The following is a 14,681-nucleotide window of genomic DNA, read 5'->3' on the forward strand; positions in this document are numbered from 1 at the left end:
CAGGGATGGGCTTACCAGATGAAAGCATATACACGAACTTTAAAGGCTAATAAAATATATCAAAGTATGTCTCGCAAGGGAAACTGTCATGACAACTCGGTAATGGAAAACTTTTTTGGAATTATGAAACAAGAAATGTACTACGGCGTCGTTTATTACAGCTATGATGAATTGAAAGATGCAATAAACAAGTATGTAAAATATTACAACGAGCAAAGAATCAAGCAGTCCTTGTGTTGGATGAGTCCTCTAGAATACAGGCTTCATCTTAATGCTGCATAAACATAGCGTACCAGTAAAAACTGATACGCTATAAAGTCTAACTTATTGGGGTCACATCAGCCGTTTGGGCGTTACGGTCATTTTTTTATTGTTATCTATACCGTATAGTAAATGGTCGCTTGTAATGGCGGCAGGGGCGTGTTTTTTTCTTTATCTGCTTCGGCGGCTACTTCATTTTGCAAGGAACGGCCAAAGGAAGGCGCTTGTTTTTTTCGCTTTTGCTTCAAACCGGATTGCCCCGAGGAGTATGAATCAATAGGGCGGATGCGATCGATGCGTTGAATGCGTTGAACCATGACAGGGGCCTCCTTTGTGTTAAAATTGGTCACGAACAATACAGGACCTTCATCCCTTATATCGTACGAAATAGAAGAAACCTTAAGGGGAAAGAAAAAAAGAGAAATCCGAACGTTAAATAAAAATGAAGAAATAAGGTTCATGTTTTCGTTGACTCACTCTGCTGATGCTGTTAAAATAAAACCGTAACCGCATACGGCTCGTATATGTTTGGGAATACGGCCCAAATGTCTCTACCGGACAACCGTAAATTGTCTGACTACGAGCGGAATCTCCAGCAGATGCCAGATAGTGCAGGGAAAGACTCCCTAGCTGCCGCACCGGACGGAATTTTCGCTCAGGCAAAACCCGCGAATTTTCTGGCGGTGTTTTTTGTTTGAGCGGGTAGCTGCACTTATTCGGAAAATCAGGAGATTTCTCTAGGTATCAAAAAATAGCAGACAGAGGAGAGACGCACATGTTGGAAAAGCTATTTGCATTGCGTGAAAGAAACACCAATGTAAATACCGAAATCACCGCAGGGATTACTACGTTTATGGCTATGGCCTATATTCTGTTTGTCAATCCTAGTATTCTAGGCGCCGCAGGGATGGATAAAAATGCCGTCTTGCTGGCTACCTCCATTGGAGCCGGTCTGGTTACAATTATGATGGGCTTATTTGTTAATTATCCGATCGCCATGGCCCCGGGAATGGGCTTGAATGCATTTTACGCTTTTACGGTTATTATCGGCATGGGAGTGCCGTGGCAGGCTGCGTTAGGCGCTGTTTTTATTTCCGGTCTTATTTTTATCTTATTGACAGTTACTCGAGTTCGCCAACTGCTGGTGGAAGGCATGCCCATGGCCTTGAAACAGGCTATTACCGTGGGGATTGGCTTGTTTATCACCGTTGTGGGACTGAAGCTTTCCGGCATTATGAGTATTCGTTTGTCTCTTATTCCGCCGACGCTGGAAAAGATTGTCGCGGCACATGGCAATGGCACGCCGCTATCTTTTGAAACCATTATCGAGCTGGGCAAGTTGGGCAGCCCGGATGTGTTTTTGGCGCTGTGCGGTCTTTTTATCACGGCGATCCTGATGGGCCGTCAAGTAAAGGGCGCGATTTTGATCGGCATTTTGCTGACTTCGGTTGCAGGTATTGCTACAGGCATTGTTAATATTCCCGCCGGTTTTTCGCCGGTGTCTATCCCTGATTTTAGCCGCAATGCTTTTTTTGCCTTGGATATCATGGGCGCTTTAAACATGGGACTCTTGACCATTATCTTTACCTTTACTTTTGTGGAACTCTTCGACGCCATGGGTACTATGGTGGGGATGGCTACGAAAGCCGGTCTAATGGATAAAACAGGTCGTTTTCCGGGGATGGGCAAGGCGATGCTCACGGACGCTGCCGGTGTCAGTATCGGTTCGCTTTTAGGAACCAGCACCATTACCGCTTTTGTAGAAAGCGCCGCTGGCGTTGGGGTTGGCGGTCGTACCGGTTTGACGGCTGTGGTTTGCGGTTTGCTGTTCTTATTGTCCATGTTCTTCACGCCGTTGGTAGGTCTTATTCCCAGTGCGGCGACGGCTCCGGCCTTGATCATTGTCGGCGCCTTGATGATGGAATCAGTGCGCAATATTGATTTCACCGATTTTACCGAATTTTTCCCGGCTTTTATGACCATTATTCTGATGCCTTTTACGTATAGCATTGCCAACGGCATTTCCGCCGGCTTGGTGTTATACCCTCTATTGAAGCTTATCAATGGACGCAGTAAAGAAGTGCATTGGATTGTCTATATTTTAGCGGTGCTGGTGGTGCTGCGTTATATGTTCCTTGCGGAATAAGCCGCCTTTATCTTTAAAATATCCTGTGAGGCGATGCAGCCATGGCGCGGAAGAGGAAACTCTTCCGCGCCTGTTCTCCGGGTTTTCCTTCCGCAACGAGTCCGGTGCCGGAAGGAAAGGTGCAGGAGAATCGCAGCAAACATAGAACTGACCCAATGTGATGAAATGATGAAATGCAAAGGGAGGCTGTTTATGAAGGTTGCTATCATAATGGGAAGCGATTCCGACTGGCCTAGGCTGGAAGGAGCGGCCAAAGTACTCAAGTCTTTTGGCGTGGAATGTGAAGTCATCGTGGCTTCGGCGCATCGTACGCCGGATGTGGTTCATGAGTTTGCCGCCGGCGCTGCTGAGCGCGGCGTGAAGGTTATTATTGCAGCTGCTGGCGCAGCCGCTCATTTGCCTGGCGTAATTGCCAGCTTTACTACGCTGCCGGTCATCGGCGTGCCGATTGCGGCGACTCCTTTGGCAGGCTTTGACGCTCTTTTGAGCATTGTGCAGATGCCTTCAGGGATTCCTGTAGCGACCATGGCTGTAGACGGCGCTAAGAATGCCGCGATTTTCGCTGTGCAGATTTTAGCTGTAGGCAATGAAGAGCTAGCGGCCAAGTTGAAAGAGTACCGCAAGCAAATGGCTGAAGAAGTAGCCGCTAAAGCGGATAAGGTGACAAAAATTTGGAATGAGGAAGCTGCAAAGGCATAAGGAGGATATATCTGTGGGAAAGAAACCCTTATACGAAGGCAAAGCGAAACAGATTTTTGCAACAGACAATCCAGATGAGCTGCTCGTGTATTACAAGGATGATGCCACCGCTTTTAACGGCGAGAAAAAAGGAACCATTCAGGATAAAGGTGTTTTGAATAACAAAATTTCCGCGTTTTTCTTTGAAATGCTGGGCAAAGCCGGTATTCCTCATCATTTGGTAAAACGTCTCAGCGATCGGGAAATGCTGGTAAAAACTTTGCAAATTTTACCGGTAGAAGTGGTAGTGCGCAATATTGCCGCTGGCAGCTTGGCGAAACGTCTGGGCCTTGCGGAAGGAACCAAAATGGCTAAAACGGTTTTGGAATTCTACTACAAAGATGACGAACTGGGCGATCCTATGATCAACGATTATCATATTGCCGCTATGAATTTGGCTACTCCAGAGCAAATGCAGAAGGTTTCCGAGTATGCTTTGAAAATCAACGAAATTCTTTCTGCTTACCTGAAAGAAAAAGGCTTGGAATTGATTGACTTCAAACTGGAATTCGGCATTCATAAAGGAGAAGTGATTCTGGGTGACGAAATTTCTCCGGATACCTGCCGCTTCTGGGACAGCAAAACCGGCGAAAAGATGGATAAGGACCGCTTCCGCCGGGATTTGGGCAATGTAGAAGAAGCTTATAAAGAAGTATTGTATCGCTTGACAGGAGAGAAATAAGCAATGATCGATGTGATGGACAACGATACTCTGCATGAAGAATGTGGCGTCTTCGGTATCTATTCCCATACGGAAGATGTGACGCATTGCACCTATTGGGGGCTGTACGCTTTGCAGCACCGAGGTCAGGAAAGCGCCGGCATTGCCGTTACTGACGGAGCCTGGATGGATGTCCATCGCGGCATGGGACTGGTGGGCGAAGTATTTCGCCACCAACTTCCTCGTATGGAGAACCAATATATATCCATTGGCCATGTGCGCTATTCGACAACTGGCTCTAGTCTTTTGGCCAATACGCAGCCGTTGATGGTGCGATACGCAGGCGGGACCATTTCTATGGCTCATAACGGCAATTTAACGAATGCCGGTTCGCTGCGCAAGAAGCTGGAAGAGGAAGGCTGTATTTTTCAAACGTCCATTGATAGCGAAGTGATCGTCAATTTGATTGCTCGTTCCCGCAAAGACTCCTTGGAAGAAAAGGTTATGGAGAGCCTTCGGGATGTGGATGGCGCGTATTGCTTGGTGGTTATGACCGAGGACAAACTGTTAGGAGTACGAGATCCGAACGGGTTTCGGCCTCTTTGCGTAGGTCGTTTGAATGACGGCTATGTAATTGCTTCGGAATCTTGTGCGCTGGATACGGTAGGCGCTGAGTTCGTTCGTGACGTGGAACCCGGTGAAATGGTGGTTGTGGACGAAAGTGGCTTGCATTCCTTCCGCTTTGCCCAACCGAAACGGCAAGCGTTGTGTATTTTTGAATATATTTACTTTGCTCGTCCTGACAGCGTGATTGACGGTCAAAGCGTGCAGCAGGCGCGTTTTGAAATGGGTCGTCAACTGGCCAGAGAGCATGGCGTCAAAGCGGACGTCGTCATTTCCGTGCCGGATTCGGGAACGACAGCCGCTTTGGGCTATAGTTACGAGTCGGGCATTCCTTTTATGGAAGGCCTAATGAAAAACCGCTATATTGGCCGGACCTTTATTCAGCCGGAGCAGAAGAAGCGGGATATGGGCGTACGCTTGAAGTTGAATGCTGTTCGGGCGGCTGTGGCCGGAAAATCCGTTGTGATGGTGGATGATTCCATTGTGCGCGGCACGACGAGCGGTAAAATCGTGCATATGCTTAAGGAAGCAGGAGCTAAGGAAGTGCATATGTGTGTCAGCTCCCCGCCAATTTCCTGTCCTTGCTATTACGGCATTGATACTTCGGCTCGTAAGGAATTGATTGCCGCCAGCAAAAGCGTAGAGGAAATCCGTGAGTTTATTGGCGCCGATTCTTTGCATTATTTGACTATTGAAGGCTTGCAAGGCTGTGTTGCTAATGTGGACGCCAGCCAAATGTGCTACGCCTGCTTTAATAATGACTATCCGACAGAGATCGAGTGCGAAGCGGAAATTGCAACCCAGAAATTCATTTTTGAGCAAAAGCGACGTTAATGGAGGAAGAGTGCATGTCTGAGATGAAGAAAAACGCGCCGTCCCTGACTTATCGCGACGCCGGCGTAGATATTGACGCTGGTAACGAGGCGGTACAACGGATGAAAGCGCATGTGCGCAGCACCTATCGACCGGAAGTGCTTGGCGATATAGGCGGTTTTGGCGGTCTTTTCGCTTTGAATACGGGAAAATATCGGGAGCCTGTACTTGTTTCGGGCACAGACGGCGTTGGTACTAAGCTGCGCTTGGCATTTCTGATGGACAAGCATGATACCATCGGCCAGGATGCGGTAGCCATGTGTGTAAATGACATCTTGGTGCAAGGAGCGGAGCCTCTCTTTTTCCTGGACTATCTGGCGGTTGCCAAAGTTAGTCCGACCCAGGTGGCTGATATCGTCGGCGGTATTGCCAGGGCCTGTAAAGAGTCCGGCTGCGCTCTCATTGGGGGAGAAACTGCGGAAATGGCCGGCTTTTACGGCGAAGGCGAATACGACATCGGAGGCTTTGCCGTCGGTGTCGTGGAAAAAGAAGAGATTATCACTGGTGAAACCATTCAAGCCGGCGATGTTCTCTTGGGCTTACCTTCAAGCGGCGTTCATTCCAATGGCTATTCGTTGGTGCGCAAAATTTGCTTGGATGTGCAAAAGCTGGATTTGAAAACAGTGGTTCCGGAGCTGGGGCGCCCTTTGGGCGAAGAGCTTTTAGAACCTACTCGCTTGTATCCTAAGGCGTGCCTGCCTTTGTTCGGCCGCTTCGATCTGCGCGGGCTGGTGCATATCACCGGCGGCGGTTTTTACGACAACATTCCGCGCGTGCTGCCTGAGGGTACGGCGGTGGAAGTGGATATTGAAGCTTGGCCGCGCCCTGCGATTTTCTCGCTTTTGCAACAATGGGGCAATGTGGCTTGGCCGGAAATGTACCGTACCTTCAATATGGGTATCGGCATGATTTTGGTAGTGCCGCAGGAACAGGCGCAGGCTGTAATGGATGATTTGGCGCAGCGCGGAGAAACCTGCTATCGCATCGGTTCCGTCGTCGCTGGCAACGGAGAAGTGACCCTTAAAGGAGGCGAGTTCGACCATGACCGCTAAAAAGGCATTGGGCGTACTTGTTTCTGGACGCGGCAGCAACTTACAGGCTATTTTGGACGCCATTCATGCGGGGAGACTGCCTTTGGCCAAGGTGGGGGTTGTGATCAGCGATAATCCAGAGGCCAAAGCGTTGCTGCGTGTACGCGGCATGGGCATTCCGACGGTAGTGTTAGAACGGAAAGCTTTTGCAGATCGGGCTGCTTATGAGACCGCTCTGGCGGACGAGCTGGAACGGCATCAAGTAGACCTGGTGGTATTGGCTGGTTTTATGCGCATTTTGAGTTCTTGCTTCATTCAGCGCTTCCCAGGAGCTATCGTCAACATTCACCCGTCGTTGCTGCCTGCGTTTCCAGGACTGGATGCGCAGGGACAAGCGCTCCGTTACGGTGTTAAAGTGGCAGGGTGTACTGTGCATTTTGTAGATGAAGGCATGGACAGCGGTCCCATCATCCTGCAGGAAGCCGTACCGGTTGAAGCAGGGGATACAACCCAGACGCTGGCGGATCGTATTCTTCATGTGGAACATCGGCTGTATCCTCGGGCCATTGCGTTGTTTTGCGAGGAACGTCTGGAGATTGAAGGACGACAGGTTCATATCCGAAGCGAAAAGTGAGGTAAAAATGATGAAAATTCGGCGCGCATTAATTAGCGTTTCTGATAAAAGCGGCGTAGTGGAGTTTGCCAAAGAGCTTTGCCAAATGGGCGTGGAAATCGTCTCTACCGGCGGTACGATGAAGACTCTGCGGGCGGCGGGACTGCCTGTAACTTATGTAAGCGATATTACGGGCTTTCCGGAAATCATGGATGGCCGCGTAAAAACCTTGAACCCGTATGTGCATGGCGGCATCTTGGCCATCCGTGACAATGAAGCGCATGTGGCGGCTATGAAAGAGCATGGCATTACGGGGATTGATTTGGTAGCCGTGAATTTGTATCCTTTCCGTCAAACCATAGCTAAAGAAGGGGTGACCCTGGAGGAAGCCGTTGAGAACATTGATATTGGCGGACCGGCTATGATTCGTGCGGCAGCGAAAAATTTCGCTTATGTGACCGTGGTCGTCAATCCTGATCGATATCAGACGGTGGTAGAGGAGCTGCGCCAAAACGGCGAAGTATCGGATAAAACCCGCATGCGTCTTTCCCAGGAAGCCTACAGTCATACCGGCGAATATGATGCCTGCATTGCTCGGTACTTGGCGCAACGGTTGGATGGAGAGGACAATTTTCCTGGAACGCTGCACGGCGTATGGGAAAAAGCGCAAGATCTGCGTTATGGCGAAAATCCTCATCAGGCGGCTGCCTTTTACAAGGAAAGAGGCGCTCACAGCGGCCTGGCGGCAGCGCAGCAGCTGCATGGCAAAGAATTATCCTTTAACAACCTGGTGGATTTGGAAGCGGCCTATGCAGTAGCGGCGGATTTTTCGCAGCCAGCAGCGGCTATTATCAAGCATACCAATCCTTGCGGCACTGGCATGGGCGTAACGTTGGCCGATGCTTACCGCAAAGCGCATAGCGCGGATCCGGTATCCGCTTTTGGCGGTATTGTCGGCTTAAACCGGGAAGTAGATGCCGAAACAGCCGGCGAGTTAAGCACTATTTTCTTGGAGGCGGTCATTGCTCCTTCCTATACGAAGGAAGCGATGGATATTTTGTCTCAGAAGAAGAATATCCGTCTTTTAGCGGCGCCATTACCTCAGAAGGGCCATAAAGAATGGGATATTAAAAAAGTTTCCGGCGGTCTGCTGCTGCAGGAAAAAGATACGCAGGAGCTCGTAGAGAGCGAACTGAAAGTGGTTTCTAAGCGCCAGCCGACAGAAGAGGAATGGAAGCAGCTTCGTTTTGCCTGGACGGTGGTTAAACATGTGAAGTCCAACGCTATTGTCGTAGCAGCAGAAGATAAAACTCTAGGAGTCGGTGCTGGTCAAATGAACCGAGTCGGTTCTGCGGCTATTGCCTTGGAACAGGCCGGCGAAGCGGCTAAAGGAGCGGTATTGTCTTCCGATGCTTTCTTCCCCTTCCGCGATACCATTGATACGGCGGCAAAAGCGGGAATTACCGCCATTATTCAGCCTGGCGGCTCCGTTCGGGATGAAGAATCCATTCAGGCGGCCGATGAGCATGGCATTGCCATGGTCTTTACCGGTATGCGCCACTTTAAACATTAAAAACAGGCAGAGGCAGCGGAGGATGTTAGAGAACATGGGTGTTGAGGCAAATGCGGCATGAGTGTTTTCTTGGCAGAATACCGTCTGTCTCTGCTTTTTCTGTATGCTAGTGTTTGTTAATAGACGGCAAACTCAAAGACGATGTTTGGAAAGAGGTGGGATTGTGCGTATTTTAGTCATTGGCGGCGGCGGCCGCGAGCATGCGTTGGTTTGGAAGCTGGCGCAAAGCGAACAAGTTTCAGCTATTTTTTGCGCTCCCGGAAATCCTGGGATGGCGCCTTTGGCGCAATGCGTGAATCTCGGTGTGGAGGATCACGAAGCCTTAGCGGCATTTGCCCAAGAAAACGATATTGATTTGACAGTGGTAGGGCCGGAGGGGCCTTTGGTAGAAGGAATCGTGGACTTTTTTGCCGCCAAAGGCTTGCGCGCATTCGGACCTTCCCAGGCGGCGGCCCGTTTGGAAGGCTCTAAACAGTTTGCTAAGGAAATCATGGCTAAATACGGTATTCCAACAGCGGATTTTGCGGTATTCACTGATGCTGAAGCCGCGAAAGAGTATGTGCGTAAAAATGGCGCGCCGATCGTAGTCAAGGCGGACGGCCTTGCGGCTGGCAAGGGCGTGGTCGTGGCCATGACGGAAGAAGAAGCCGTAGCTGCTATCGATGATATGCTTTGCCAGGGACGCTTCGGAAGCGCTGGCAACCGAGTTGTGCTCGAAGAGTTTATGCAGGGAGAAGAAGCTTCTTTGCTGGCTTTTGCCGATGGCGAAACGGTAGTGCCAATGGTCGCGGCTCAAGACCATAAGCGTATTTTTGACGGCGATCAAGGACCGAATACGGGCGGCATGGGCGCCTATGCTCCGGCTCCGGTGGCTACGGAGTCTATTTTAAAGCAGACTTTGGAAACAGTTTTGCAGCCTATGGTTAAAGCTATGGCGGCAGAAGGCTGTCCCTATAAAGGCGTGCTCTATGCCGGGCTGATGATTACGGAGAAAGGCCCTCGCGTAGTTGAATTTAACGCGCGCTTTGGCGATCCGGAGACCCAAGTGGTATTGCCTTTGCTGGAAAGCGACCTGGTTGAGATTATGCTGGCATGCATAGATGGCAAGCTGGCGACAACAGAGGTCAAGTGGAAGCAAAGCAGCACCGTATGCGTAGTTATGGCGGCTGGCGGGTATCCAGAAAGCTACCGTAAGGGAGACGTTATCCAGGGTTTGGCTGAGGCTGCAGCAGCAGGAACGGTCGTATTTCATGCGGGAACCGGCCTGTCGGCGGACGGGAATATTGTTACTGCAGGAGGCCGAGTGCTGGGGGTTACCGCCAGCGGCGCTGATATTGCTGAAGCAGTAGCGACAGCGTATAAAGGAGTCAAATGTATTTCCTTTGAAGGTGTTCAGTATCGTAAAGATATCGCGTATCGAGCGTTGGCTCGCCGCTAAGTTATCTTTCCGGGGATCTTGGTTGACAGACTGTGAGAAATGGAACTATAATGTAATCGAATCAGGCTTCAACTAAGAAACGCCGTCTTGAATCAAGCGGCGCGTTCATAAGCAGGCGGGGGCGGAAGGCCCCCGCACTTTTTATATAGGGGGAACTAGGCCATGCGCAAGCGACACGCCTCGGAAGCAGCGGCAGAGGTCCGGAGTAAAAGACAACAGATTCTGGATGCGGCAGGCGTAGTGTTTGCAAGAAAGGGCTATCATAAAGCGACCGTTGATGAAATCATTGCCCTAGCCGATACAGGCAAAGGTACAGTGTATAACTATTTTGTCAATAAGGAGCAGCTTTTTTATACCTTGATACAAGAGCGGAGCGCTCCGTTTGAAGAGGTTGCCGAAGCGATTGTTAATTCTTCAGAGCCGCCGCTGCAAAAAATCCATACGCTGATTCGGGAGTTTTTAGCGTTTTTTATGGTGAATGCGGATTTATGGCGCGTCATGATGCATGAAATGCGTGGCTTAGGAGCTCCGGAATTGGCGGCGGTGCCGCAGCAGACCATGGAAAAATACAACCAATGGTTTTGTCGTAATATAGGCCGCCTGGAGGCTGTTATTTTGCAAGGTATTGAAGCAGGAGCTTTGCGAGACTGCGAAACCCGCCTTGTGGGTTGCGGTATTTTTAGCGTGATCGTAATGATGGTGTTTCAGGGTTTTGTGCAAGATAATATTGACGAGATGGCGAATAGCGTTAATGAAATTGTCTTGTATGGCATTGTCGCTTCTTCACAATAAATAATCCCCGGTCGACTCAGCCAGTCGACCGGGGATTTCTATTTTTTCGCACGATAGGAATCGCGCTCTTCGGTGCATACACTTGATGCACTTCGTTTAGTCAGTTATTCAGTTGTGGGACTGCCCAATTGTTTGCTGATACGACCGCCCCCTTACATGGTGACCGAAACTCTGCTTCCTCTTTCATTGGACTCACCCCTGACTGTGGTAGTTGTCGAGCTACCTGTCGCCACTGCTTCCGGCGACTTTCTCTTCATCTACCCTTTTCTTTGATTTAAGTATAACAAGAACATTGCAAAAAGTCAAGTGTTCACACCGAGAGAACGTTTTACCAAGCTGGTAAAATAGTGCCTTGAAAATGTTCTTCAATGTAATTGCGTACTTCAGGAGAGTGGTACGCTTTGATAAATAGCTGGAGGGAACGGTTATCGGTTTCGCCTTCGCGTACGGCAATGACATGCGCATAGGCGGAGGATGCCGGTTCCATGAGCAGAGCCTTGTTGGGCGCTAGGCCGTATGAAAAAGCATAGCCGCTGGGAATGCCTAAGAGATGTGCGTCTTCCATATGTCTGGGAAGTGTATTGGCCATAGCTGTTTTGAAGACAAGCCCCAAGGGGTTTCCCTGTATATCTTCCAGCGTAGGGGCTGGCAGCGCATCCTGCCGCAAGGCGATGACGCCGCTTTTATGGAGCAGTAGCAAGGCTCGGCTCAGACTGATCGGATCCTGGGGCAGGGCGACAACAGCCCCGCGCGGCAAATCATTGAGGCTGGAGATTTTTTTTGAATAAAAACCCAGGGGGAAAAGTACCGTCTTGGCTGCTGCTTGCAATTTAAAACCACGGTCTTTATTGACAGTTGTTAAATAGGCTTCCGGCTGAAAAATATTGGCGTCTATCTTTTCATTGGCCAGGGCTTCATTGATTTTGACATAATCGTTGAATTTTACGACTTGAATGTGCAGGCCGTCTTTTTCAGCGACATTTTGTACGACCTTTAAGATGTCTTCGTGCGGTCCGGCCACAATGCCCACTTTAATCGGTTTGACCGTGCTGGTCATAATGGCCACGGCATAGCCAATGCCGATCATAACTACTAAAAGACTTACTAGTAAGATGGCTAGTTTGCGATTTGACATAGAAAAACCCCCATGCAGGCGCAACGCAGCGTTGCTTCCGCACAGGGGCTGCACGTCAGATTAAAACGCTGGAACGATTGCACCTTGATATTTCTCGTTGATGAATTTCCTCACTTCGTCAGAGGTCAGCGCTTTCGTCAGCTTTTGAATTTCAGGACGATTTTCATCTCCCTTGCGAATCGTCAAGATATTAGCGTAAGGAGAATCCTTCTGCTCAATGAACAAAGCATCTTTAGCAGGGACTAATTTGGCTTCTAGCGCATAGTTCGTGTTGATAACGGCAATAGCCAGATCTTCAAGAGAACGAGGCAGTTGCGGCGCTTCGAGTTCACGGATTTTTAGGTTTTTGGGGTTGGAGACAATATCGGAAATCGTAGCGTTTACGCCAACGCCTTCCTTAAGTTTCAGTAAACCGGCTTTTTCCAGCAGAGAAAGGGCGCGTCCGCCATTTGTCGGGTCATTGGGAATGCCAACTTGAGCGCCATCGGCTAAGTCGTTAAGATTTTTAATTTTTTGAGAATATACGCCCATAGGCTCAATATGAACTTTTGTAGTGTAAGCCAACTGCAAATTGCGTTCAGAAATGAATTTATTCAAGTAGGGTACATGCTGAAAGAAGTTGGCGTCCAGTTCCTTATCCGCTACCGCAAGATTTGGACGTACATAATCGTTCATTTCGACGATTACCAGGTCGATTCCTTCTTTAGCTAAAATCGGCTTAACGACGTTGAGAATTTCCGCATGCGGTACCGGAGTGGCGCCGACTTTCAGAACGGTTTTGGCATTTTGCGCTGCGGGTTTGGAGTCATTGCCGCCGCAACCGGCAATAACCAAGGTCAACGAGAGAAGAACTACCAGAAGAAGCAGAGATTTTTTTTTCATAGAAATTACCTCCTTGAAATTTTCTTATTTTTTATTGAGCTTGGCTGCAATCAGATCGCCGCAGGATTGGATGATTTGTACCTGAGCGACCAAAACGACAACCGTTGCCAACATCACATCACCGCGAAAACGCTGATAACCATAGCGAATGGCCAAATCCCCCAGACCGCCGCCTCCAATGGCGCCGGCCATGGCGGAATAGCCTACAAGGCTAATGACCATTAAGGTTAATCCCGAAATGATGGAAGGCATAGACTCTGGTAAAAGCACCCGGGTAATGATGGCCAGCGGCGACGCGCCCATAGCTTGCGCAGCTTCCACCAATCCATAATCTACTTCCTTAATAGCGGTTTCTACAATACGAGCTAAAAAGGGAATGGCGGCCAAACTTAAGGGCACAACCGCGGCGTCAGTGCCAATAGAGGTTCCCGCGATCATACGGGTGACAGGAATGATGGCTACCATCAAAATAATAAAAGGAACCGAACGGCAAGCGTTAACAATAGCGCCTAAAACGCGATAGAGAGCTAAATTTTCCAGGATGTGTCCTTTGTCAGTTGTGACTAAAATGACACCCAAGGGAATGCCGAAAAGAGCGGCGACAAAGGAGGAAAAAGCTACCATATAGGTGGTTTCTCCCAAAGACTTAACCAGCAAGAGAAGCATGTCTTGAGACATAGCCGATCACCTCAATTCCAAGATTGCGTTGTTTCAAATAGGCTAAGGCCGCATCTAGATCTGTTTGCGCGCCTGACAGTTCTAAAATGAGCGTACCATAGGGAGTGCTTTGAATGTGGTCGATGTTGCCGTAGAGAATGTTGGGCGTGACTTGATACTGACGAATCAAAGTAGCGATAACAGGCTCTTCGGCGGATTGCCCTAAGAAGGATAGGCGCAGTACCAGATTGCCTTCCGGCAAGGGGGTAGAAGAGAAAGCCACGTCTGCGAGAACTTCCGGCAGATCATGGTTAATGATGGTGCGAATGAATTCTCTTGTTGTATCGGTTTTAGGCTGGGTGAATACATCCAAAACAGGGCCTTCTTCGCTGATGACGCCGTTTTCAATGACTGCGACACGGTCGCAAATTTCTTTAATGACTTGCATTTCGTGCGTGATGAGCACAATGGTCAGGCCAAGTTGCTTGTTAATATTTTTCAGTAGCTCTAAAATGGCTTTGGTGGTCTGCGGGTCTAGAGCGGAGGTGGCTTCATCGCAAAGCAGCACGGTTGGCTGGTTTGCCAGTGCGCGAGCGATGCCTACGCGCTGTTTTTGTCCGCCAGAAAGTTGCGCCGGATATTGATCACGCTTGTCGGAGAGCTCGACCAACTCTAAGAGGCGGCTGACTTTTTGTTCGATTTCTTTTTTGCTGACACCAGCCAACTCTAAGGGGAAGGCTATGTTTTCAAATACTGTGCGGGAGGAAAGCAGATTGAAATGCTGAAAAATCATGCCGATTTTTTTGCGCGCTTCCCGGAGCTGTTGTTCATTAAAGGAAGTCAGTTCTTGGCCGTTAACAGTAACGGTTCCGGCAGTAGGCCGCTCCAGAAGATTGATGCAGCGAATAAGGGTGCTCTTGCCAGCGCCGCTTTTGCCTATGACTCCAAAAATCTCTCCCTCTTCAATGGTGAGACTGATGCCCCGCAAGGCGTGAACGGCGTCGGAGCCGCTGGAAGCGGGATAGGTTTTTTCGATGTTTTCTAGCTGAATCATGGTGAATCCCCTCTCTGCAAATGCATGTAAATACAAAAAATCTCTTCGTGGCAAGCGAAGAGACGTCATGAGTACAACTCAGTTCTTCATCTGCCAGGCGTATCCTGCAGGAATTGGCACCGTTCACCTATGTGATGGTTGCCGCGGCTTCATCGGGCCCGTCCCTCTGCCAGCTCTTGATGAAAAAATATGAAATTATCAGT

Annotated in this window: 15 protein-coding genes and 2 riboswitches; of the genes, 10 read left to right on the forward strand and 5 right to left on the reverse strand. The window is 49.4% G+C overall.

The window, feature by feature from the left end:
• Positions 1-282: IS3 family transposase (locus tag C508_RS0107760; RefSeq protein ID WP_018702983.1), on the forward strand; the 282-nt coding region annotated here is incomplete at its 5' end.
• Positions 283-377: 95 nt separating this feature from the next.
• Here the strand turns inward: C508_RS0107760 and C508_RS0107765 are convergent.
• Positions 378-578, reverse strand: coding sequence for a hypothetical protein (locus C508_RS0107765; RefSeq protein ID WP_018702984.1), 201 nt, complete (start codon positions 576-578; stop codon positions 378-380).
• A 181-nt stretch (positions 579-759) separates the two neighbouring features.
• Positions 760-861: riboswitch (purine riboswitch) on the forward strand.
• Positions 862-1,036: 175 nt separating this feature from the next.
• On the opposite strand from C508_RS0107765, the gene C508_RS0107775 reads away from it, so the two are divergent.
• From C508_RS0107775 to C508_RS0107815, 9 genes are all read left to right on the forward strand, one after another.
• Positions 1,037-2,407: an NCS2 family permease gene (locus C508_RS0107775; protein WP_018702986.1), complete on the forward strand. Its 1,371-nt coding sequence runs from the start codon at positions 1,037-1,039 to the stop codon at positions 2,405-2,407.
• Positions 2,408-2,599: 192 nt separating this feature from the next.
• Positions 2,600-3,106 carry a 5-(carboxyamino)imidazole ribonucleotide mutase gene (gene purE, locus C508_RS0107780; RefSeq protein WP_018702987.1) on the forward strand — a complete coding sequence of 169 codons (507 nt, stop codon included), beginning with the start codon at positions 2,600-2,602 and terminating at the stop codon, positions 3,104-3,106.
• A 13-nt stretch (positions 3,107-3,119) separates the two neighbouring features.
• Positions 3,120-3,827 (forward strand): phosphoribosylaminoimidazolesuccinocarboxamide synthase, encoded by a 708-nt coding sequence (purC, locus tag C508_RS0107785; protein WP_018702988.1) that lies wholly within the window; start codon positions 3,120-3,122, stop codon positions 3,825-3,827.
• A 3-nt stretch (positions 3,828-3,830) separates the two neighbouring features.
• Complete coding sequence (gene purF / locus C508_RS0107790) at positions 3,831-5,264, forward strand: amidophosphoribosyltransferase (protein WP_018702989.1); 1,434 nt, start codon at positions 3,831-3,833, stop codon at positions 5,262-5,264.
• A 14-nt stretch (positions 5,265-5,278) separates the two neighbouring features.
• The gene (gene purM, locus C508_RS0107795) at positions 5,279-6,355 is read left to right on the forward strand and encodes a phosphoribosylformylglycinamidine cyclo-ligase (RefSeq protein WP_018702990.1); all 1,077 of its coding nucleotides are present in this window, start codon (positions 5,279-5,281) and stop codon (positions 6,353-6,355) included.
• On the forward strand, positions 6,345-6,968 hold the full coding sequence (gene purN, locus C508_RS0107800; protein WP_018702991.1) for a phosphoribosylglycinamide formyltransferase: 624 nt from the start codon (positions 6,345-6,347) through the stop codon (positions 6,966-6,968). Before purM ends, purN begins: the two co-directional genes overlap by 11 nt.
• A 7-nt stretch (positions 6,969-6,975) precedes the next feature.
• The gene (gene purH / locus C508_RS0107805; protein ID WP_245553726.1) at positions 6,976-8,520 is read left to right on the forward strand and encodes a bifunctional phosphoribosylaminoimidazolecarboxamide formyltransferase/IMP cyclohydrolase; all 1,545 of its coding nucleotides are present in this window, start codon (positions 6,976-6,978) and stop codon (positions 8,518-8,520) included.
• 163 nt (positions 8,521-8,683) lie between these two features.
• On the forward strand, positions 8,684-9,958 hold the full coding sequence (purD, locus tag C508_RS0107810) for a phosphoribosylamine--glycine ligase (RefSeq protein WP_018702993.1): 1,275 nt from the start codon (positions 8,684-8,686) through the stop codon (positions 9,956-9,958).
• Between the two features lie 162 nt (positions 9,959-10,120).
• The gene (locus tag C508_RS0107815) at positions 10,121-10,750 is read left to right on the forward strand and encodes a TetR/AcrR family transcriptional regulator (RefSeq protein WP_018702994.1); all 630 of its coding nucleotides are present in this window, start codon (positions 10,121-10,123) and stop codon (positions 10,748-10,750) included.
• A 328-nt stretch (positions 10,751-11,078) separates the two neighbouring features.
• Here C508_RS0107815 and C508_RS0107820 read toward each other — a convergent pair whose 3' ends face one another.
• Genes C508_RS0107820 through C508_RS0107835 form a run of 4 tightly spaced genes read right to left on the reverse strand, consistent with a single transcriptional unit; the run spans position 11,079 to position 14,478 of the window.
• Positions 11,079-11,885 carry a MetQ/NlpA family ABC transporter substrate-binding protein gene (locus tag C508_RS0107820; RefSeq protein WP_018702995.1) on the reverse strand — a complete coding sequence of 269 codons (807 nt, stop codon included), beginning with the start codon at positions 11,883-11,885 and terminating at the stop codon, positions 11,079-11,081.
• Positions 11,886-11,945: 60 nt separating this feature from the next.
• Positions 11,946-12,767, reverse strand: a complete 822-nt coding sequence (locus C508_RS0107825) for a MetQ/NlpA family ABC transporter substrate-binding protein (RefSeq protein ID WP_018702996.1) — start codon at positions 12,765-12,767, stop codon at positions 11,946-11,948.
• Between the two features lie 24 nt (positions 12,768-12,791).
• Complete coding sequence (locus tag C508_RS0107830) at positions 12,792-13,445, reverse strand: methionine ABC transporter permease (RefSeq protein ID WP_018702997.1); 654 nt, start codon at positions 13,443-13,445, stop codon at positions 12,792-12,794.
• Positions 13,414-14,478, reverse strand: a complete 1,065-nt coding sequence (locus C508_RS0107835; RefSeq protein WP_018702998.1) for a methionine ABC transporter ATP-binding protein — start codon at positions 14,476-14,478, stop codon at positions 13,414-13,416. Before C508_RS0107835 ends, C508_RS0107830 begins: the two co-directional genes overlap by 32 nt.
• An 83-nt stretch (positions 14,479-14,561) precedes the next feature.
• Positions 14,562-14,664: riboswitch (SAM riboswitch) on the reverse strand.
• Positions 14,665-14,681: the final 17 nt, after the last annotated feature.

Origin of the sequence: Anaeromusa acidaminophila DSM 3853, assembly GCF_000374545.1 — a bacterium.
Classification (GTDB): Bacteria; Bacillota; Negativicutes; order Anaeromusales; family Anaeromusaceae; genus Anaeromusa; species Anaeromusa acidaminophila.